19 protein-coding genes are annotated in these 18638 nt (G+C 65.3%); 11 read left to right on the top strand and 8 right to left on the bottom strand.

Going from position 1 to position 18638, the window contains the following annotated elements; all coding sequences use genetic code 11:
* Positions 1–4: 4 nt before the first annotated feature.
* The 7 genes from BI327_RS31260 to BI327_RS31230 all read left to right on the top strand — a co-directional run bounded on the left by BI327_RS31260 (position 5) and on the right by BI327_RS31230 (position 5966).
* The gene (locus tag BI327_RS31260; protein ID WP_076865101.1) at positions 5–874 is read left to right on the top strand and encodes a metal ABC transporter permease; all 870 of its coding nucleotides are present in this window, start codon (positions 5–7) and stop codon (positions 872–874) included.
* A gap of 5 nt (positions 875–879) precedes the next feature.
* Positions 880–1752 carry a metal ABC transporter substrate-binding protein gene (locus BI327_RS31255; protein ID WP_076865491.1) on the top strand — a complete coding sequence of 291 codons (873 nt, stop codon included), beginning with the start codon at positions 880–882 and terminating at the stop codon, positions 1750–1752.
* A gap of 55 nt (positions 1753–1807) precedes the next feature.
* A complete protein-coding gene (locus BI327_RS31250) occupies positions 1808–2866 on the top strand; it encodes a CobW family GTP-binding protein (RefSeq protein ID WP_050423500.1) in 1059 nt (352 codons plus the stop codon).
* Positions 2866–3885 (top strand): WD40 repeat domain-containing protein, encoded by a 1020-nt coding sequence (locus BI327_RS31245; protein ID WP_076865100.1) that lies wholly within the window; start codon positions 2866–2868, stop codon positions 3883–3885. The genes BI327_RS31250 and BI327_RS31245 overlap by 1 nt, the downstream gene beginning before the upstream one ends.
* Before the next feature lie 95 nt (positions 3886–3980).
* Complete coding sequence (locus BI327_RS31240; protein ID WP_076865099.1) at positions 3981–4697, top strand: MgtC/SapB family protein; 717 nt, start codon at positions 3981–3983, stop codon at positions 4695–4697.
* Positions 4698–4778: 81 nt separating this feature from the next.
* Positions 4779–5105 carry a hypothetical protein gene (locus BI327_RS31235; RefSeq protein WP_076865490.1) on the top strand — a complete coding sequence of 109 codons (327 nt, stop codon included), beginning with the start codon at positions 4779–4781 and terminating at the stop codon, positions 5103–5105.
* 120 nt (positions 5106–5225) lie between these two features.
* Complete coding sequence (locus BI327_RS31230; RefSeq protein WP_076865098.1) at positions 5226–5966, top strand: acetoacetate decarboxylase; 741 nt, start codon at positions 5226–5228, stop codon at positions 5964–5966.
* 46 nt (positions 5967–6012) lie between these two features.
* Here the strand turns inward: BI327_RS31230 and BI327_RS31225 are convergent, their stop codons facing one another.
* The 7 genes from BI327_RS31225 to BI327_RS31200 form a co-directional block, all read right to left on the bottom strand.
* Positions 6013–7620 carry a lyase family protein gene (locus BI327_RS31225; protein ID WP_076865097.1) on the bottom strand — a complete coding sequence of 536 codons (1608 nt, stop codon included), beginning with the start codon at positions 7618–7620 and terminating at the stop codon, positions 6013–6015.
* 102 nt (positions 7621–7722) lie between these two features.
* Positions 7723–9165, bottom strand: coding sequence for a homospermidine synthase (locus tag BI327_RS31220; protein ID WP_089025648.1), 1443 nt, complete (start codon positions 9163–9165; stop codon positions 7723–7725).
* Positions 9166–9205: 40 nt separating this feature from the next.
* Positions 9206–9595, bottom strand: coding sequence for a RidA family protein (locus BI327_RS31215; RefSeq protein ID WP_076865095.1), 390 nt, complete (start codon positions 9593–9595; stop codon positions 9206–9208).
* Positions 9596–9799: 204 nt separating this feature from the next.
* Positions 9800–9967 carry a hypothetical protein gene (locus tag BI327_RS42820; RefSeq protein WP_167386921.1) on the bottom strand — a complete coding sequence of 56 codons (168 nt, stop codon included), beginning with the start codon at positions 9965–9967 and terminating at the stop codon, positions 9800–9802.
* Between the two features lie 10 nt (positions 9968–9977).
* Positions 9978–10595, bottom strand: coding sequence for a GNAT family N-acetyltransferase (locus tag BI327_RS31210; protein ID WP_076865094.1), 618 nt, complete (start codon positions 10593–10595; stop codon positions 9978–9980).
* Positions 10596–10726: 131 nt separating this feature from the next.
* On the bottom strand, positions 10727–11869 hold the full coding sequence (locus tag BI327_RS31205) for a type III PLP-dependent enzyme (protein WP_076865093.1): 1143 nt from the start codon (positions 11867–11869) through the stop codon (positions 10727–10729).
* Positions 11870–12531: 662 nt separating this feature from the next.
* Complete coding sequence (locus BI327_RS31200; RefSeq protein WP_394329898.1) at positions 12532–12792, bottom strand: hypothetical protein; 261 nt, start codon at positions 12790–12792, stop codon at positions 12532–12534.
* 130 nt (positions 12793–12922) lie between these two features.
* Between BI327_RS31200 and BI327_RS31195 the strand changes: the two genes are divergently transcribed.
* Genes BI327_RS31195 through BI327_RS31185 form a run of 3 tightly spaced genes read left to right on the top strand, consistent with a single transcriptional unit; the run spans position 12923 to position 16748 of the window.
* Positions 12923–14998: a M3 family metallopeptidase gene (locus BI327_RS31195; protein WP_076865092.1), complete on the top strand. Its 2076-nt coding sequence runs from the start codon at positions 12923–12925 to the stop codon at positions 14996–14998.
* A 26-nt stretch (positions 14999–15024) separates the two neighbouring features.
* Positions 15025–15648, top strand: coding sequence for a DUF1007 family protein (locus BI327_RS31190; protein ID WP_076865488.1), 624 nt, complete (start codon positions 15025–15027; stop codon positions 15646–15648).
* Positions 15639–16748, top strand: coding sequence for a nickel/cobalt transporter (locus BI327_RS31185; protein ID WP_076865091.1), 1110 nt, complete (start codon positions 15639–15641; stop codon positions 16746–16748). Before BI327_RS31190 ends, BI327_RS31185 begins: the two co-directional genes overlap by 10 nt.
* Positions 16749–17052: 304 nt before the next feature.
* Here BI327_RS31185 and BI327_RS31180 read toward each other — a convergent pair whose 3' ends face one another.
* Positions 17053–17451 carry an MAPEG family protein gene (locus BI327_RS31180; protein ID WP_076865090.1) on the bottom strand — a complete coding sequence of 133 codons (399 nt, stop codon included), beginning with the start codon at positions 17449–17451 and terminating at the stop codon, positions 17053–17055.
* Between the two features lie 115 nt (positions 17452–17566).
* On the opposite strand from BI327_RS31180, the gene hemH reads away from it, so the two are divergent.
* Positions 17567–18604, top strand: coding sequence for a ferrochelatase (gene hemH, locus BI327_RS31175; RefSeq protein ID WP_076865089.1), 1038 nt, complete (start codon positions 17567–17569; stop codon positions 18602–18604).
* Positions 18605–18638: the final 34 nt, after the last annotated feature.

Below are 18638 nucleotides of genomic sequence, written 5' to 3'. Positions count from 1 at the left end.
GCCGATGCTGACAGACGCGCTGATTACGCCCTTCACCGAATTCGAGTTCATGCGCCGCGCGCTCGCGGCTGTGATCGCGCTGTCGCTCGGCGGCGCGCCGATCGGCGTGTTCCTGATGCTGCGGCGGATGAGCCTGGTCGGCGACGCCATGGCGCATGCGATCCTGCCGGGGGCTGCGATCGGCTTCCTGCTGTCCGGGCTCAATCTGTTCGCGATGACGACCGGCGGCCTGATCGCGGGCTTTGCCGTGGCGCTGCTCGCGGGCCTCGTCGCCCGCACCACCGAATTGAAGGAGGACGCCTCGCTTGCGACCTTCTATCTCGTCTCGCTCGCGCTCGGCGTCACCATCGTCTCCATCAAGGGCACCAATATCGACCTGCTGCACGTGCTGTTCGGCAACATCCTGGCGATGGACGACCAGACGCTGCTGGTGATCGCCTTCAACGCCACCCTCACGCTGCTGGTGCTTGCGGTGATCTATCGCCCGCTGGTGATCGAATGCGTCGATCCGGTGTTCCTGCGCACCGTGAGCCGGGCCGGTGCGCCGGCGCATCTCGCCTTCCTGGCGCTGGTCGTGGTCAATCTCGTCAACGGCTTCCACGCGCTCGGCACGCTGCTTGGCGTCGGGCTGATGATCCTGCCCGCGGGCATTGCGCGGTTCTGGTCGCGCGACATCACCACCATGATCTGCATCGCGGTCGCGAGCGCGATGCTGTCGGGCTATGCCGGGCTGGTGCTGTCATACCAGACCCGGATTCCATCCGGCCCCGCGATCATCCTGGTTGCGGCGGGGCTCTATATTGTGTCGCTCTTGTTCGGCAATGTCAGCGGCCTGGTGCGCCAGCTGTTTCCCGGCCGCCATCTCGAGGCATGACGACGATGCGGCGATTGTTTGGGTTGATCTGTCTGGCGCTGGTGCTGGCGAGCGGACCGGCGCGCGCCGCCGATCGCATCAACGTCGTCGCGAGCTTCTCGATCCTCGCCGACATGGTGCGCAATGTCGGCGGCAACGACGTCGACGTGACGGCGCTGGTCGGGCCCGATGGCGACGCGCATGTCTACGCGCCGACGCCGGCGGACGCCAAGAAGGTCGCCGACGCCAGGCTCCTGGTCATCAATGGTCTCGGCTTCGAGGGCTGGATGCCGCGGCTGCTGCAGGCGTCGGGCAGCAAGGCGCCGGTCGCGGTGGCCACCAAGGGCATCATGCCGCGGAAGATGGGCGGCCATGACGATCCGCATGCCTGGCAATCGGTCGCCAATGCCAAGATCTATGTCGTCAATATTCGCGACGGGCTGATCGCCGTGGCCCCTGACCGTGCAGCCGTCTTCAAGGCCAATGCCGACGCCTATCTGGCCAAGCTCGAGGCGCTCGACCGCGAGGTGCACGATGCGGTGGGACGCGTGCCGGAGGCGCGGCGCAAGGTGATCTCGACCCATGGCGCCTTCGGCTATTTCGCCGATGCCTACGGGGTCACGTTCTTCTCGCCGCAGTCCGTCTCCACCGATTCCGAGCCCAGCGCGCGCGATATCGCCGCCATCATCGCCCAGATCAGGGATGCGAAAATTCCGGCAGTTTTTCTCGAAAATATCAGCGATCCCCGGCTGATCGAGCGGATCGCGGCCGAGACCGGCGCCAGGGTCGGCGGGACGCTTTATTCGGACAGTTTGACGGGCGAAAAGGGCCAAGCACCCACTTACATTGATATGGTCAGGCACAATATAAAGGCCCTGACCAGCGCGCTCGCCAACTAGGGGCAGGGGCCTCCCTGCCGGGGATTGAGCGCGATCCCAAGTTCCCGGAGTTGTTATGGCTGAAGCTTCGCAAAAAATTCCAGTGACCGTGCTGACGGGCTATCTCGGCGCCGGCAAGACCACGCTGTTGAACCGCATCCTGTCGGAAAACCACGGCAAGAAGTACGCCGTCATCGTCAACGAATTCGGCGAGATCGGCATCGACAACGACCTCATCATCGGCGCCGATGAGGAAGTGTTCGAGATGAACAATGGCTGCGTCTGCTGCACGGTACGCGGCGACCTCGTCCGCATCATGGATGGGTTGATGAAGCGCAAGGGCAAATTCGACGCCATCATCGTCGAGACCACCGGCCTTGCCGATCCGGCGCCGGTCGCGCAGACTTTCTTCGTCGACGAGGACGTGCAGAAGAACGCCCGGCTCGACGCGGTGGTGACGGTTGCCGACGCCAAATGGCTGAGCGACCGCCTCAAGGATGCGCCGGAAGCCAAGAACCAGATCGCGTTCGCCGACGTCATCGTGCTGAACAAGACCGACCTGGTCTCCAAGCCCGAGCTCGCCGAGGTCGAGGCCCGCATCCGTGGCATCAATCCCTACGCCAAGCTGCACCGCACCGAGCGTTGCCAGGTCGGCTTGACCGACGTGCTGGAGCGCGGCGCGTTCGACCTCGACCGCATCCTGGAGATCGAGCCCGATTTCCTCGAGGCCGGCGACGATCACGACCATGATCACGATCATCACCATCATGATCATGACCACCACCATCATCATGATCACGACCATGGCCATGGCGGGTTGAAGCACTATCACGACGAGGACATGCAATCGCTGTCGCTGCGCTCGGAGAAGCCGCTCGATCCGACCAAGTTCATGCCATGGCTGCAAAACCTCGTCGCCACCGAGGGCCAGAAGATCCTGCGCTCGAAGGGCATCCTCGCCTTCACCGGCGATGACGACCGCTACGTGTTCCAGGGCGTCCACATGATGCTGGAGGGCGACCATCAGCGGAAATGGAAGGACGGCGAGAAGCGCGAAAGCCGTGTCGTGTTCATCGGTCGCGAATTGCCGGAGCAGGCGATCCGCGACGGCTTCGAGCAGTGCATCACCACGTGATGAAAGAGTTCGATCCGGGCGAGGCCCCTTCTTCCATCGTGTCGATCACCGACCGCGTCAAGCCGCTGCCGCTCGGCGCGGCGGTCGGCTCGGTGCATTTCCTCGGCGACCGCGCATTCTTTGTCGGCGCCGAGGAGAGCGTTGCGATCGCGACCGCCGACGGCGAGATCACGCGGACCGAGACGCATTTCGGCGCGATCCTGTGCGCGGTCTCCGACGGCAAGCGGCTCGTCACCGGCGGTGACGACGGCAAGCTGATCGCGATCGATGCCAAGGGCGAGACGTCTGTCATCGCGACCGACGCCAAGCGGCGCTGGATCGACAATGTCGCTTTGCACAGCGACGGCACGCTGGCGTGGTCGGCCGGCAAGACCGCCTTTGTGCGCAATCCGAAGGGCGAGGAGAAGACCTTCGAGGTGCCGTCGACCGTCGGCGGGCTGGCCTTCGCGCCGAAGGGCCTGCGGCTTGCGATCGCGCATTACGGCGGCGTGACGCTGTGGTTCCCCAACATGGCGGCGAATCCGGAATTCCTGGAATGGGCCGGCTCTCATCTCGCGGTGTCCTTCAGTCCGGACAACAAGTTCCTGGTCACGGCGATGCATGAGGCCGCGATGCATGGCTGGCGGCTCGCCGACAACAGGCATATGCGGATGAGCGGCTATCCCGGCCGTGTGCGCTCGATGTCATGGAGCGTCGGCGGCAAAGGGCTCGCGACCTCGGGCGCCGATACCGTGATCGTCTGGCCCTTCACCAGCAAGGACGGCCCGATGGGCAAGGAGCCGGCGATGCTGGCGCCGATGCCGGCGCGGGTCGCTGTCGTCGCCTGCCATCCGAAGAACGACATCATGGCGGTCGGCTATGCCGACGGCACGGTGCTGATCGTCCGGCTCGAGGACGGCGCCGAGATCCTGGTGCGACGGAATACCGGTGCGGCGGTGTCTGCGCTGGGATGGAATGCCAAGGGCACGCTGCTTGCTTTCGGCACGGAAGATGGTGACGCGGGCATCCTGGAAATGTAAGAGATCGCGGCAGACGCAGCGTTTTCGAGCGAAGTGGGTACCGGTTCGCGTGAAGAAAACGTGTCAAAAGAAGAGCCACGCGCCGGGGCAGCGCCATGCGATTTCTCACCACATTCCAGCTTGCCGACTTCCTCGACACGCTGATCAGCCTGACGGCAGCCTTCGTGCTCGGCACGCTGATCGGCGCCGAGCGGCAGTACCGGCAGCGCACCGCGGGGCTGCGCACCAATGTGCTGGTCGCGGTCGGGGCCGCCGCCTTCGTCGACCTCGCGATGCATCTGGCGGGGGCCGACGGCGCGGTGCGGGTGATCGCCTATGTGGTGTCGGGGATCGGCTTCCTCGGCGCCGGCGTCATCATGAAGCAGGGTATGGACGTGCGCGGCCTCAACACCGCGGCGACGCTGTGGGCCTCGGCCGCGGTCGGCTCCTGCGCCGGCGCTGACCTCGTGGCGCAGGCGGCGGCGCTGACCGTATTCGTGATCGCCGGCAACACGCTGCTGCGTCCGCTGGTCAATGCCATCAACCGCATTCCGCTGAACGAGAAGGCCTCGGAGGCGACCTACTACTTCAAGCTCGCGGTCACCCCCGAGGCGCTGCCCGACATGCGCGACCAACTGGTCGAGAAGCTCGAGGCCGCGAACTATCCGGTCGCCGATGTCGACGTGGTCGAAGCCGGCGACGATTTCCTGGAGATCGTGGCGACGCTGGTCTCGACCGCGGTCGAGCCCAATGAGCTCAACGCCGTGGTGGTCGACCTGCAGCACCAGCCAGGCGTGCGGCACGCGACCTGGGAAATCAGCACCACGGATTGAGACCAGGTTCCCACGGGCTGCGCTCAGGAACCATGCCGTGGCGGGATCGTTGACCTCGCTGACAATGCGCGGGTGAACGAGATGGCTGTGGATCGGACCAGGCTGCGGAAAGACATGCTGATCGCCTCCACATTGGTGGCGGCGGGCATTGCGATCGCGGTGCTGTCGCTGCATGCGATCAACGCGGCCCCGCCGCAGGAGATCGCGCAGGCGACCCAGCCGCTGCAGCCGTCACCGGAGCCGCAGAAGACCAACACGCCGGCCGAGTCGAAGCCGGGCGGCGAGCGGCCGACCACGCCGGCGCCGCAGCCCGCGCGTCCCGACGATGAGGCGCAGAAGGCCGGCGCCAAGCCGGTCTTGCCGCCGGCGCCCGCCGAGAAGACCGCGCCGCCGATCGAGAAGAAATAGCCGCCCCACCGGCCCGCATTGTGACGCGCATTTGACTGATGCTGCCGATTATACGGTCTCGCCTCCGTCGCCCCCGCCCGTCATAATCCGTCGTCTCGCCAACGACAGATGGGGCCTTCCATGAAGATCGAGGACGTCCGGCGCACCGCCTATTCGATGCCGCTCACCAACCCGTCGTTTCCGCCGGGGCCGTATCGGTTCTACGACCGCGAATATTTCATCATCACCTACAAGACCGACCTTGAAGCGCTCCAGGCCGTGGTGCCGGAGCCGCTCGAGGTCGCCGAGCCTGTCGTGAAGTATGAATTCATCCGCATGCCGGACTCGACCGGCTTCGGCGACTACACCGAGACCGGGCAGGTGATCCCGGTCCGCTTCAAGGGCGAACTCGGGGCCTACACCCACGCGATGTATCTCGATGACGAGGCCCCGATTGCGGGCGGCCGCGAGCTGTGGGGATTTCCGAAGAAACTCGCGAAACCCAAGATCGCGGTCGAAAGCGACGTCCTGGTCGGCTCGCTGCATTACGGCTCGGTGCTCTGCGCCTCCGCCACCATGGGCTACAAGTACCGCAAGGTCGACCACGACACGGTCCTGAACGCGATGAAGGCGCCGAACTTCATCTTGAAGATCATCCCGCATGTCGACGGCAGCGCGCGGATCTGCGAGCTGGTGCGCTTCCATCTCGACGACATCACGTTGAAGGAGGCATGGACCGGCCCAGCCGCGCTCGGCCTGTTTCCGCACGCGCTGTGCGACGTCGCCCGCCTGCCGGTGCGTGAGGTGGTGTCGGCGCTGCACTACAAGGTGGACCTGACGCTCGGCCTCGGGTCGGTCGCATTCGACTACATGGCGAGGTGATGCGGCGACGGGGCGCGCCATGACGCGCGCCCCGTTGCGCCGAAAGCTACTGCGCGTTGTCCTTTGGCAGCAGCGCCGCAAAGCTCTGATCGAGCGCGGCGTCGGCCTTCGCGAGCTTGTCGCGCTGCGCGGCAAGCCAGGCCTTGTCGGCATCGAGCCGCTGTTGGGCCTGCTTGAGCATGCGCGCGGTCTCGTCAGGCTGCGGCCCGCCCACGCCCTTGGTGTGCGTCACGATCCATTCCGGCGACATCACTTCCCTGAATTCAGCCTCGCTCATCGGGAACGGCCGCGCCGGCATGTTGAACTTGGCGAGCGTCTTGGCGAACAGGTCGGTCACTTCGCTGAAGGGAATGGTCTTGGGCGTGAGATCCAGCGGCCGCGCATAGCTGACCATTTGCGACGCAAAACCGTGCCCGACGCGGAACGGAATCTGGTGCGCCTGCAGTAACAGCTCGGCGAGGTTCATCGTCGAGGTCCAGTCGCTCTCCAGCTCCTCCCTGGCGCGCGCCTTGTTGACCACGATCGCATCGAACACCCGGTCGGTGGCGCTGACCATCTTGATGGCACGTGGGAACAGGCCGATGTCCTCGGACTGGGACTTGGAATCGACCATGCCCGACATGACGTTGTGCGCGCGGATCGACACCGCCCCCGACAGCCCCACCACGTCCGACGCAGCGATCCTCGCCTGCATGATCAGGCCCGGATTGCGCTTCTGCGGCATCGAACTGCTGGTGTAGGTCGAGCCTTCCTGCAGCAACAGCCACGGCCGCACCTCGGCGTACTGCGTATGCAGGTCCTGCATCATCACGCCGATCCGAATCGCGGCGGAGTTGGCGATCGCGGTGGCCTCGAGCTGGTTGTCGAACGGGATGACCTGATTGGCGTCCATCGAATTCTCGACGATGCCGTCAAAGCCGAGCAGCTGGGCGAGGCGTGTGCGGTTCAGCGGCCAGATCGAGTCGGACATGACGCCGACGCCCATCGGGCTGAGGTTGAGCCGGCCCCAGGCGTCGCTGATGCGCTGCTGGTCGCGCTGGAACGATTCCTCATAGGCCAGCAGGTAATGACCGTAGGTGATCGGCACCGCCTGCACGCCGTTGGTATAGCCGGGCATCAATGCGTCGAGATTGCTGGCCGCCTTGGCGAGCAGCCTGGCCCGCAAGCCGAGCAACGCCTCGGCAAAATCGAGCGTCTGGTTGCGCAGTTTGGCCGCGCGATAGGTCGCGTACATGTCCTGACGGCTGCGCCCGGCGTGGATGACGGAGGCCTCCTCGCCGACCTTGTCGGTCATGATCTTCTCGATCTGGAGGACGTCGCTCGGGCGCTTGCCGTCCGGCTGCTGGGCCTGACGGATCGTGTAGTCGACGCCCTTGGCGATCAGCTGGCCGACGTCCTTCGGGAAGATGTCTTCCTCCACCAGCATGACTGTGGAGGCCTTGTTGATCTTGTTGAGCCAGTAGAACTGGTCCTCGGCGGCGTCGGTCTTGCTGGTCGAGGGCAGCGCGTCGCTCGGCGCATTGGCGCCGATTTTGGCAGCGTTCTCGTTGCACTCCTGCGTGGTTTTGCAGGGCAACTGCCCGGTATCCGCCGCCAGGGCGTTGGACGCGATCAGGACGCCAACGGTTCCCGCGATGCAGGCAAGGTATTTCATGCGTTCCTCCCAGATGGCTTGCGGCCGGCCGGTTCGCTAGCACCGCGGCCGGCCGAAGGCCATAAGCCGAAAGGCAATCGTGGGAGGCGAAAGGTGCGCTTGTCAGCGCACCAGGATGTTCTTGAACTGCCAGGGATCGCTGGTGTCGATGTCTTCCGGGAACAATCCCGGACGATCCGTCAGCGGGGTCCAGTCGGTGTAGAAACCCTTCACCGGGCCGAGATACGGCAGCTGGATCTCCAGCAGACGGTCGAAATCCATCTCGTCGGCTTCGACAATGCCTTCGTTCGGGTTCTCCAGCGCCCACACCATGCCGCCGAGCACGGCGGAGGTCACCTGCAGGCCGGTGGCGTTCTGGTAGGGCGCGAGTTCGCGGGTCTCTTCGATCGAGAGCTGCGAGCCGTACCAGTAGGCATTGTTGTCATGGCCGAACAGCAGCACGCCGAGCTCGTCGATGCCGTCGACGATCTCGTTCTCGTCGAGGATGTGATGCTTTTCCTGCATCTTCGCCGCGCGGCCGAACATCTCATGCAGCGACAGCACGGCGTCGTCGCACGGGTGATAGGCATAGTGGCAGGTCGGCCGGTAGATCGCCTTGCCCGATGCGTCGCGCACCGTGAAGTAATCGGAGATCGAGATCGACTCGTTGTGGGTGACGAGGAAGCCGTACTGCGCGCCGCGGGTCGGGCACCAGGTCCGCACCCGCGTGTTGGCGCCGGGCTGCATCAGATAGATCGCCGCGCCGCAGCCGGCTTCGTGGGTGTGCGCATTCTCGGGCATCCATTTCTCATGGGTGCCCCAGCCGAGTTCGGACGGCTGCACGCCTTCCGACAGGAAGCCCTCCACCGACCAGGTGTTGACGAAGACGTCGGGCTCCTTCGGCGACTTGGCGCGCTGGGTGTCGCGTTCGGCGATGTGGATGCCCTTGATGCCGGCCTGCCGCATCAGGTCCGCCCACTCGGCCTTGGTCTTCGGCCGGGGCGCATTGAGCTTCAGATCGGCGGCGACGTTGAGCAGCGCCTGCTTGACGAAGAACGAGACCATGCCGGGATTGGCGCCGCAGCAGGAGACGGCCGTCGTCGAGCCCGCAGGGCGCGCCTTCTTGGCGGCCAGCGTCACTTCGCGCAGCGCGTAGTTGGAGCGCGCTTCCGGGCCCTTCGAGGCATCGAAATAGAAGCCGAGCCAGGGCTCGTTGACCGTGTCGATATAGAGCGCGCCGACCTCGTTGCAGAGCTCCATGATGTCGGTGGAGCCGGTATCGACCGAGAGATTGACGCAGAAGCCCTGGCCGCCGCCTTCGGTGAGCAGCGGGGTCAGCAGCTCGCGATAATTATCCTTGGTCACGGCCTTCTGGATGAACTTGACGTTCTGCTTCTCGCAATGCGCCTTGCGGCCCTCGTCCTTGGGATCGATCACGGTGATGCGCGACTTGTCGTAATCGAGATGCCGCTCGATCATCGGCAAGGTGCCTTTGCCGATCGAGCCGAAGCCGATCATGACAATGGGGCCGGTGATTTTCGCGTAGATCTGCGAGGAGGGGCTCATCATTTTCTCCAGGAGAGCGCCGAGCGGCGGATAGAGTGGATCAGGGGTTGCGTCGCTTTGCGGTAACTTCGATTTCGACCTTCATCTCGGGCTTGTAGAGTCCCGCGACGATCAGCAGCGTTGCAGCCGGGCGAATGTCGCCGAGAACCTCGCCGCAGACCGCGAAATGGGCATCCGCGTCACCGATGTCAGTGAGGTAGTAGGTCGCGCGGACGATGTCGGCCATCGTGAAGCCGCCCTCGTTGAGGGCGGCCTCGATGGTCTTGAAGCAGTTCCGTGACTGGCTCGTGACATCATCAGGCATGGTCATGGTCGTGTAGTCGTAGCCGGTGGTTCCCGCGACGAAGGCGAAGTCGCCGTCGATCACGGCGCGGCTGTAGCCGGCGGTCTTCTCGAACGGCGAGCCGGTGGAAATCAGGCGGCGGGACATGCTGGACCTCGACTGAAAATGGCGTTGCGCGGGGTTTACGGGCATTTTTGCCGCCCGCGCAACCCCTTGGATTGGACCTGCGATTTTGGCCTCGCGGCCGGCGCTAGAGCATGATCCGGAAAAGTGTGAAGCGGTTTCCCGAAAAGATCATGCTCAAACAAGGAGCTTAAGCGCGATGACGATTCAACCCAATCTCATCGCGCTTTAGTGGGACTGCTGCGTGGTGTCCGGCGGCGACGGCGGCGTGGCGGTCCAGCGCCGGATCAGGATGTCCCGGACGATCATCACCGAGATCAGGACCAGCATCACCGTGGTGACGAGGCCGCGCCAACGCGGGCGCGCGCCATCGATTGCGGGAAGGTTCTCTGCCATGGCGCCCGCCTTACGCCGCGTGCGGCACGGCGAGCGGTGCCTTCCGGATCCGGGGTGCCTTCTGGGATTCCTTGGCCTCGGGCAGCGCCGCGCCGGTCGGCGTGATCATGCCCCAGGCGCCGTCCAGCGCGCCCTCGACCAGCTCGAGGCCGAGCAGCCGCTCGCGCTCGAAGGCGCCCGGCAGCGACAGCTCGCCGGTCTTGGCGGCGGTGAAGCCGAAACGGGCGTAGTAGGGCGCATCGCCGAGCAGGATCACCGCGCCATGGCCACGCCCCTTGGCGACCGCCAGCGCACGCCGCATCAGCGCGGCGCCGACGCTGAGGCCGCGGCAGCCGTCATCGACTGCCAGCGGCCCCAGCATCAGCGCGCTGCGGCCCCCCGCGCTGACGTGCCACAGCCGCACGGTTCCAACCAACCGGCCGTCCTGGCGCACGGCCGCAAGGCTCAGGCCTTGCGCGGGCGCGCGTCCGTCGCGCAGGCGCTGGCAGGTGCGCGTATGGCGGTTCTCGCCAAAGCAGGCATCCAGCAGCGCTTCGCGCGCGACGACGTCCGAGGCACGCTCCGCACGGATCGCGAACGGGGCGGCTTGTCGGATGAGGGCAACGGGGGTGTTCCGTTTTGCAGTCATGGCACGTCAGTCCCCGCTTGCAACGGCATGGCGTACGCCGCGGCAAGCGTCGTTCAGAAAAATCAAAAATGATCGGGAAGGAGCCGGCGGGGCCGGCTCCCGGTTTAGTCAGGCCTCGATCAGGAGGCGGCTTAGATGTGGTAGGTCCGCAGCGGCGGAATGCCGTTGAACGCCACCGACGAGTAGGTCGACGTATAGGCGCCGGTGCCTTCGATCAGCAGCTTGTCGCCGATCTCGAGCGTCACCGGGAGCGGATACGGCAGCTTCTCGTACAGCACGTCGGCGCTATCGCAGGTCGGGCCCGCGAGCACGCACGGCGTCATGTCCGCCCCGTCATGCGGGGTGCGGATGGCGTAGCGGATCGACTCGTCCATCGTCTCGGCGAGACCGCCGAACTTGCCAATGTCGAGATAGACCCAGCGCACCTCGTCCTCGTCGCTCTTCTTCGAGATCAGAACGACTTCGGTCTCGATGATTCCCGCATTGCCGACCATGCCGCGGCCCGGCTCGATGATCGTCTCCGGGATCTGGTTGCCGAAATGCTTGCGCAGCGCGCGGAAGATCGACCGGCCATATTGCAGCACCGGCGGAACGTCCTTGAGATACTTGGTCGGGAAGCCGCCGCCCATGTTGACCATGGTGAGGTTGATGCCGCGCTCGGCGCAGTCACGGAACACGGTCGACGCCATCGCGAGCGCACGGTCCCACGCCTTCACCTTGCGCTGCTGCGAGCCGACATGGAACGAGATGCCGCACGGCTCCAGCCCAAGACGCTTGGCGAGGTCGAGCACCTCGACCGCCATCTCGGGATCGCAGCCGAACTTGCGCGACAGCGGCCACTCGGCGCCGGCGCAATCATACAGGATGCGGCAGAACACCTTGGCGCCGGGAGCAGCGCGGGCGACCTTCTCGACCTCGGCGGCGCAGTCGACTGCGAACAGGCGAATGCCGAGCGCGAAGGCACGCGCGATGTCGCGCTCCTTCTTGATCGTGTTGCCATAGGAGATGCGGTCCGGCGTCGCACCGGCGGCCAGCGCCATCTCGATCTCCGCGACGGTCGCGGTGTCGAAGCACGAGCCGAGCGAAGCCAGCAGCGACAGCACTTCGGGCGCCGGGTTGGCCTTGACAGCGTAGAACACGCGGCTGTCCGGCAGCGCCTTGGCAAACGTCTGGTAATTGTCGCGCACGACTTCGAGGTCGACGACGAGGCACGGCTCGTTGTCGAGACCATCCTGGCGGCGGTTGCGCAGGAATTCCTGGATACGTTCAGTCATGGCACTCTCCAACGGCCCCAGCGACGGGGTCCGCATCAACGTGACGTCGGGTGAGAGCGCTCCGGCCACATCGCGCGATGGAGGCGCAATGAAGCCACGAGACTCAAACCAGACTGTGCTGCCGTGGATTGGTTGGGAGAGTTTCCCGCCCGCTCACCTGGCAATGAAGGACAAGCCTTTTCAGTAGCCCGCGCCGGCGTTGGACCGCCGGTAGAGACCAAAAAAGCCCGATCCGTCGTTGCTTTAAGTCGCGTCCCCCGTGGAGAGCGGGGTGCGCCGGTTCGCCTCCGGCTGCCAGTCACGGTTGCAAAGAGTGGCGAGACCTTCAACGCGGCATCCCTGGAGAGAGATGCTGGCCGCCTCGTGTCCTCTCGGACGTAAGCGACCCTCGGTTCTTCCACCCCTTGGCGGCTGTCCGGCCTCTTGTCCGGATACCTACCGACTGACACACGACCACAGGCACGTGCGAAATTGGGCAAGGCAGGAAATAAGTCTTTTGACTTCGCGGTGCAAGAATTTTTTTGAGATCGCGACAAATTTCCCTAACGCGTGCTTGCGATCTCGCGCGCAGCACGCGTTGAAAATGAACGGCTGTTAAGAATGACTAACGAAGCGTGCGCGTTTTAGCCCTGCGCCGCAGCGCTTTCTTGAATCGCTTGAACTCACGCGCGGCGCGTGAACGGCTCGACGCGCTGCGCGCCGCGGATGAAGGCGATCATGATCAGGACGCCGACGCCGAACAGCACCGCCTGCAGGATGTGCGCGCCGGTGTCGTTGAGCCCGAGCAGGATCGCGAGCGCCCAGCCGCCGGCGAACGCTGCGCCGAACACTTCCGCGCCGATCAGGATCGCCGCCGAGATCACGGTGATGACGCTCGGCCAGGCGATGGTGCGGTTACCTGAGGAAGAGGGCTGCATGGTCATGAAATAGGTCCTGTTCAGGGGGCGCAATCTCTCCGAAAAGTGCCCATCTATCAAGCGCAAAAGGCCCAAAAATGCCGTATCGCGTGATATAGATTGGGCCGCATTTTCAAGGCGAAAAACGGGATATTCGATGTCAGAAACCAGCGCAGAAGCTCTCGCCAACCCCCTCCTGAAGGCATGGCAGACGCCGCTCGAGACGCCGCCCTTCGCCGAGATCAAGCCGGAGCATTTCCTCCCCGCCTTTGAGCAGGCCTTCGCCGACCATTCGGCGGAAGTGGCTGCGATCACCCATGATCCGGCGCTGCCCGACTTCGACAACACCATCACGGCGCTGGAGCGCTCCGGCAAGCTGCTGTCGAAGATCTCGGCCGTGTTCTACGACCTGGTCTCGGCCCATTCCAACCCTGCGATCCTGGAGATCGACAAGGAAGTGTCGCCCCGAATGGCGCGGCACTGGAATCCGATCATGATGAACGCTGTGCTGTTTGGCCGCATCGCCATGCTGCACGAGAAGCGCGCCTCGCTCGGCCTCACCGGCGAGCAGATGCGGCTCTTGGAGCGCACCTACACCCGCTTCCACCGCTCCGGGGCCGGGCTCGACGATGCCGCCAAGGCCCGCATGGCGGAGATCAACGAGCGCCTCGCCCATCTCGGCACCTCGTTCAGCCACCATCTGCTCGGCGACGAGCAGGAGTGGTCCATGGAGCTCGGCGAGGGCGACCGCGCCGGCCTCTCCGACACATTTGTGGCGGCGGCTAAGGCTGCGGCGGAAGAGCGCGGCATGCCGGGCAAGGCGATCGTGACGCTGTCGCGCTCCTCGGTCGAGCCGTTCCTGCAGAGCTCGCAGCGGCGCGACCTGCGCGAGAAGGTCTACAAGGCCTTCACCGCCCGCGGCGACAATGGCAACGCCAACGACAACAACGCGACCATCGTCGAGATCCTCAGGCTGCGCGAGGAGACCGCGAAGATCCTGGGCTTTTCGACCTACGCCGCCTATCGCCTCGAGGATTCCATGGCCAAGACGCCGGAGGCGGTGCGCGGCCTGCTGGAGCGGGTCTGGAAGCCGGCGCGGGCGCGGGCGCTCGCCGACCGCGACGCATTGCAGGCGCTGATCACCGAGGAAGGCGGCAATTTCACCTTGGCGTCCTGGGACTGGCGCTACTACGCCGAGAAGCTGCGTCAGGCCAAAGCCAATTTCGACGATTCCGCGATCAAGCCCTATCTGGTGCTCGATCACATGATCGATTCCGCCTTCGACTGTGCCACCCGCCTGTTCGGCGTCACCTTCGAGGAGCGCAAGGACGTGCCGGTCTGGCACCCGGATGTGCGGGTCTGGGAGGTCAAGGGCCGCGACGGCCAGCACAAGGCGCTGTTCTACGGCGACTACTTCGCGCGGTCCTCGAAGCGCTCCGGCGCCTGGATGACCTCGCTGCGTGACCAGCAGAAGCTCGACGGCGACGTCGCGCCGCTGGTCATCAATGTCTGTAACTTCGCCAAGGGCGCCGACGGCGCGCCGTCGCTGCTGTCGCCCGACGACGCGCGGACCCTGTTCCACGAGTTCGGTCACGGCCTGCACGGCATGCTCTCCAATGTGACCTATCCGTCACTGTCGGGCACGTCTGTTTTCACCGACTTCGTCGAGCTACCCTCGCAGCTCTACGAGCACTGGCAGGAGCGGCCCGAGGTGCTGCAGCGCTTCGCCCGCCACTACCAGACCGGAGAGGCGCTGCCGGACGACCTGCTCAAGCGCTTCCTCGCCGCGCGCAAGTTCAACCAGGGCTTTGCCACCGTGGAGTTCGTCTCCTCGGCGCTGGTCGACCTCGAATTCCACACCCAGCCGGCGGCGGCGAGCTGGGACGTCCGCGCCTTCGAGCAGAAGGAGCTGGAGAAGATCGGCATGCCCGCCGAGATCTCGCTGCGGCACCGGCCGACCCAGTTCGGCCACATCTTCTCCGGCGACCATTATGCCTCCGGCTATTACAGCTACATGTGGTCGGAGGTGATGGACGCCGACGCGTTCGGGGCGTTCGAGGAGGCCGGCGACATCTTCGATCCCGCCACCGCCAAGCGGCTGCATGACGACATCTATTCGTCGGGCGGCTCGCGCGATCCGGAGGAGGCCTATGTCGCCTTCCGCGGCCGCGAGCCCGAGCCGGATGCGCTGCTGCGCCGGCGCGGCCTGCTCGAGACGCCAGAGGCGGCCTGAAGGTGCGGCCGTCCCTCAGCCGGCCGATCGCCTGGCTTGTGCTCGTGGTGTCCGTCGTGCTCGGCACGGCGGAGGCCTGGGCCCATCCGCATGTCTGGATCGTCGCCCGGAGCGAAGTGATCTACGCGCCCGACGGCACCATCACCGGGGTCCGCCACGCCTGGACCTTCGACGACATGTTCTCGACCTATGCGCTGCAGGGGCTCGAGACCAAGGTGAAGGGTGCCTACAGCCGCGAGGAGTTGGCGCCGCTGGCGCAGACCAATGTCGAGTCGCTGAAGGAATACGCCTACTTCACCTTCGCCAAGGGCGACGGCAAGAAGCAGAAGTTCACCGAGCCGGTCGACTATTTCCTCGAATACAAGGACTCGGCGCTGACGCTGCACTTCACGCTGCCGGTGAAGACGCCGTTCAAGGCCAAGCAGCTTGCGCTCGAAGTGTTCGACCCGACCTATTTCATCGACTTCCAGTTCGCCGAGAAGGAGCCGGTCAAGCTGGTCGGCGCCGCTTCCGACTGCAAGATGCAGTTTGAACGGCCGAACGACGGCTCCGCCGCCGCGCAAAAGCTCGGCGAGCAGAACTTCCTCGACGGCGGCAACGCCAATTTCGGCATGATGTTCGCCAACAAGATCACGGTGGATTGCCCATGACGCCGATCGCCTCCCGCGTGATGCGCGGCATCGCCGTGCTTGCGGCATTCATGCTGCTGGATGGCGCAGTTCATGCGCTGCTGGCGCAGAATCCGTTCGGCGCGCCGCGCGCGGCCGAGCCGCAGGGCGGCATCGTCGGCTGGCTCTTGGCCAAGCAGTCGGAGTTTTATCGCGAGATCTCGCAGGCGATCCGCGCCGCGAAATCCGACGGCTCGGCAGTCTGGACGCTGCTTGCGATTTCGTTCGCCTACGGGATCTTCCATGCCGCCGGCCCCGGCCACGGCAAGGCGGTGATCTCGTCCTACATGGTCGCCAATCGCGAGACCGCGCGGCGTGGCATCGTGCTCTCGTTCGCCTCGGCGCTGATGCAGTCGCTGGTCGCGGTCGCGATCGTCGGGGTCTGCGCCTGGCTGCTCAACGCGACGGCGAAGACGATGTGCGGGGCGGAGAAGGCGATCGAGATCGCCAGCTACGCCCTGATCGCGGCGTTCGGCGCCCGGCTGGTCTGGGTCAAGGGCGGCGGCTTCTTTCGCGCGTTGCAGGTGCCGCGTCCGGCGTTGGCGATGGCCGGCGCGCATCGGCACGATCACGACCATCACGACCACGCTCACCACGACCATGGACATGATCACCATCATCGTCACGCTCATGATGACCACGATCATCATCACGGCCACGATCACGGTCATGACGCGGACCACGTCCATGACGAGCATTGCGGCCATTCGCACGGCCCGACGCCGGCCGAGCTTGCCGGTCCCGGCGGCTGGCGGCGGGGGCTCGGTGCAATCCTCACGGTCGGGATCCGGCCGTGCTCGGGTGCGATCCTGGTCCTGGTGTTCGCGCTGGCGCAGGGCCTGTTCTGGGCCGGCATCGCCGCGACCTTCGTGATGGGGCTCGGCACCGCGATCACGGTGGCGGCGATCGCGCTGGTTGCGGTGTCGGCGCGCGGTGTCGCCGAGCGGCTGAGCGCAGCCCGCGACGGCGGCGGCATGGTCATCATGCGCGGCCTCGAATTCGCCGCCGCGGGCCTCGTGCTGCTGTTCGGGCTCGGACTGCTGTTCGGCTATGTCGCGGCCGAGCGGGCGACGTGTTTGTAAGGTCACCTCCCCCCGCTTGCGGGAGAGGTCGCCTGAGTGAGGGACGCATCGCTGCGAGGGTTCCCTCTCCCCCTGCGGGAGAGGGTTAGGGAGAGGGGTGCCGCTTGCTCCGCTGCTTGTTCGGTGCGAGCGCTTGCCAGGCGGCGAGCGAGATGTTGGCTGATGGAGCTTTGCTCGCCCTCGTACATCTCACCCGGGGCCACCCCTCTCCCCACCCTTTCCCGCAAGGGGAGAGGGAGCCTGACCGGCGTACTCACCTCACGTAAGAACGGAGGCGGGGAGAGAGTTGAGTTGGGGTTGGGGCTCAGCTCGTCAGATATCCCCTGATCGCCGGCAGGAAGAAGATCGCGATGTTGATCGCGAAACCGATGCTCCAGAGGATCGAGCGAAGGGTCGGGCGGTTGCCGATATAGGTGAAGACGTAGGCGATCCGCACGATCAGGAACAGCACGGCGAGCTCGTCGATCAGCCGCAGCGGGCCGACGCGGTATTCGGCGAGCAGCACGGCGAAGGCGAAGAACGGGAAGGCCTCGATGCCGTTCTGGTGGGCGCCGAGTGCCCGCGAGCGGATCGGGTCGTCGTAGAAGCCGGGATCGCGCGGCGCGGCATTGTCAAAGCTGCGGAAGCTCGTCCACTTCACCGACACGATCGTCAGGAGCGAGAGCATCAGCGTCCCGAAGACGCACCATTCGGCGATCGTCATGGTTCCTCCCATATTCCGGCCGGGAACGTAGCCAACCCGCACTCGGCTTGACAAGGTTGGAGCAACGCGCGAAGCCCAAAGCCCCCAAGCGAAGGATTTCAAGCGCAAGGCCAGCATGAGCACGGTGATCCCCTTCGAGAGCGCGAAGCCTGCCGCGGCGCCGAAGCCGGAACGCGTCGGCGTGCTGCTGGTCAATCTCGGCACGCCGGATACGGCCGATGCCGCCGGCGTGCGGGTCTATCTCAAGGAGTTTCTATCCGATCCGCGGGTGATCGAGGATCAGGGCCTGGTCTGGAAGCTGATCCTCAACGGCATCATTCTGCGCGTCCGCCCGGCCCGCAAGGCGCGCGACTATCTGAAGATCTGGAACACCGAGAAGAACGAGTCGCCGCTGAAGACCATCACGCGGTCGCAGGCCGACAAGCTCGCGGAGGCGATCGCCGATCACGACCACGTCGTGGTCGACTGGGCGATGCGCTACGGCAACCCGTCGATCAAGGAGCGCATCGAGGCGCTGGCGGCGCAGGGCTGCGGCCGGCTCTTGGTGGTGCCGCTCTATCCGCAATATTCCGCCGCGACCTCGGCGACCGTCTGCGACGAGGCGTTTCGCGTGCTGGCCGCCATGCGCGCGCAGCCGATCCTGCGGGTGACGCCGCCTTATTACGACGACCCCGATTACATCGAGGCGCTCGCGGTCTCGATCAATACGCATCTCGCGACATTGCCGTTCCAGCCCGAGGTCATCCTCGCCTCGTTCCACGGCATGCCGAAGGAGTATGTCGACAAAGGCGATCCCTATCAGGCGCAGTGCATCGCCACGACCAACGCGCTGCGCAAGCGGCTCGGGCTCGATCCTTCGCGGCTGATCCTCACCTTCCAGTCCCGCTTCGGCAATGCCGAGTGGCTGCAGCCCTATACCGACAAGACGGTCGAGAAGCTGGCCAAGGACGGCGTGCGGCGAATGGCCGTGGTCACGCCCGGCTTCTCCGCCGATTGCCTGGAGACGCTGGAGGAGATCGCGCAGGAGAATGCCGAGATCTTCCGGCACAATGGCGGCGAGCAGTTCGCGGCGATCCCCTGCCTCAACGACAGCGACGGCGGCATGGACGTGATCCGCCAGCTCGTGCTGCGCGAGCTTCAGGGTTGGATCTAGCGAAGCTGGCTCTGACGGGGCCTGATCTAACGAG

It is taken from the genome of Bradyrhizobium mercantei (assembly GCF_001982635.1).
Classification (GTDB): Bacteria; Pseudomonadota; Alphaproteobacteria; order Rhizobiales; family Xanthobacteraceae; genus Bradyrhizobium; species Bradyrhizobium mercantei.
This window is presented reverse-complemented; position numbering and strand designations above follow the sequence as displayed.

What these genes read in the sequence shown, in the direction of transcription:
- BI327_RS31225 (WP_076865097.1), bottom strand. Translation starts at nt 7,620, where the DNA reads ATGAAATACCTTGCCTGCATCGCGGGAACCGTTGGCGTCCTGATCGCG.
- BI327_RS31235 (WP_076865490.1), top strand. Translation starts at nt 4,779, where the DNA reads ATGGCTGTGGATCGGACCAGGCTGCGGAAAGACATGCTGATCGCCTCC.
- BI327_RS31260 (WP_076865101.1), top strand. Translation starts at nt 5, where the DNA reads ATGCTGACAGACGCGCTGATTACGCCCTTCACCGAATTCGAGTTCATG.
- BI327_RS31245 (WP_076865100.1), top strand. Translation starts at nt 2,866, where the DNA reads ATGAAAGAGTTCGATCCGGGCGAGGCCCCTTCTTCCATCGTGTCGATC.
- BI327_RS31200 (WP_394329898.1), bottom strand. Translation starts at nt 12,792, where the DNA reads ATGACCATGCAGCCCTCTTCCTCAGGTAACCGCACCATCGCCTGGCCG.
- BI327_RS31215 (WP_076865095.1), bottom strand. Translation starts at nt 9,595, where the DNA reads ATGTCCCGCCGCCTGATTTCCACCGGCTCGCCGTTCGAGAAGACCGCC.
- BI327_RS31195 (WP_076865092.1), top strand. Translation starts at nt 12,923, where the DNA reads ATGTCAGAAACCAGCGCAGAAGCTCTCGCCAACCCCCTCCTGAAGGCA.
- BI327_RS31205 (WP_076865093.1), bottom strand. Translation starts at nt 11,869, where the DNA reads ATGACTGAACGTATCCAGGAATTCCTGCGCAACCGCCGCCAGGATGGT.
- hemH (WP_076865089.1), top strand. Translation starts at nt 17,567, where the DNA reads ATGAGCACGGTGATCCCCTTCGAGAGCGCGAAGCCTGCCGCGGCGCCG.
- BI327_RS31255 (WP_076865491.1), top strand. Translation starts at nt 880, where the DNA reads ATGCGGCGATTGTTTGGGTTGATCTGTCTGGCGCTGGTGCTGGCGAGC.
- BI327_RS42820 (WP_167386921.1), bottom strand. Translation starts at nt 9,967, where the DNA reads ATGGCAGAGAACCTTCCCGCAATCGATGGCGCGCGCCCGCGTTGGCGC.
- BI327_RS31250 (WP_050423500.1), top strand. Translation starts at nt 1,808, where the DNA reads ATGGCTGAAGCTTCGCAAAAAATTCCAGTGACCGTGCTGACGGGCTAT.
- BI327_RS31230 (WP_076865098.1), top strand. Translation starts at nt 5,226, where the DNA reads ATGAAGATCGAGGACGTCCGGCGCACCGCCTATTCGATGCCGCTCACC.
- BI327_RS31220 (WP_089025648.1), bottom strand. Translation starts at nt 9,165, where the DNA reads ATGAGCCCCTCCTCGCAGATCTACGCGAAAATCACCGGCCCCATTGTC.
- BI327_RS31210 (WP_076865094.1), bottom strand. Translation starts at nt 10,595, where the DNA reads ATGACTGCAAAACGGAACACCCCCGTTGCCCTCATCCGACAAGCCGCC.
- BI327_RS31180 (WP_076865090.1), bottom strand. Translation starts at nt 17,451, where the DNA reads ATGACGATCGCCGAATGGTGCGTCTTCGGGACGCTGATGCTCTCGCTC.
- BI327_RS31240 (WP_076865099.1), top strand. Translation starts at nt 3,981, where the DNA reads ATGCGATTTCTCACCACATTCCAGCTTGCCGACTTCCTCGACACGCTG.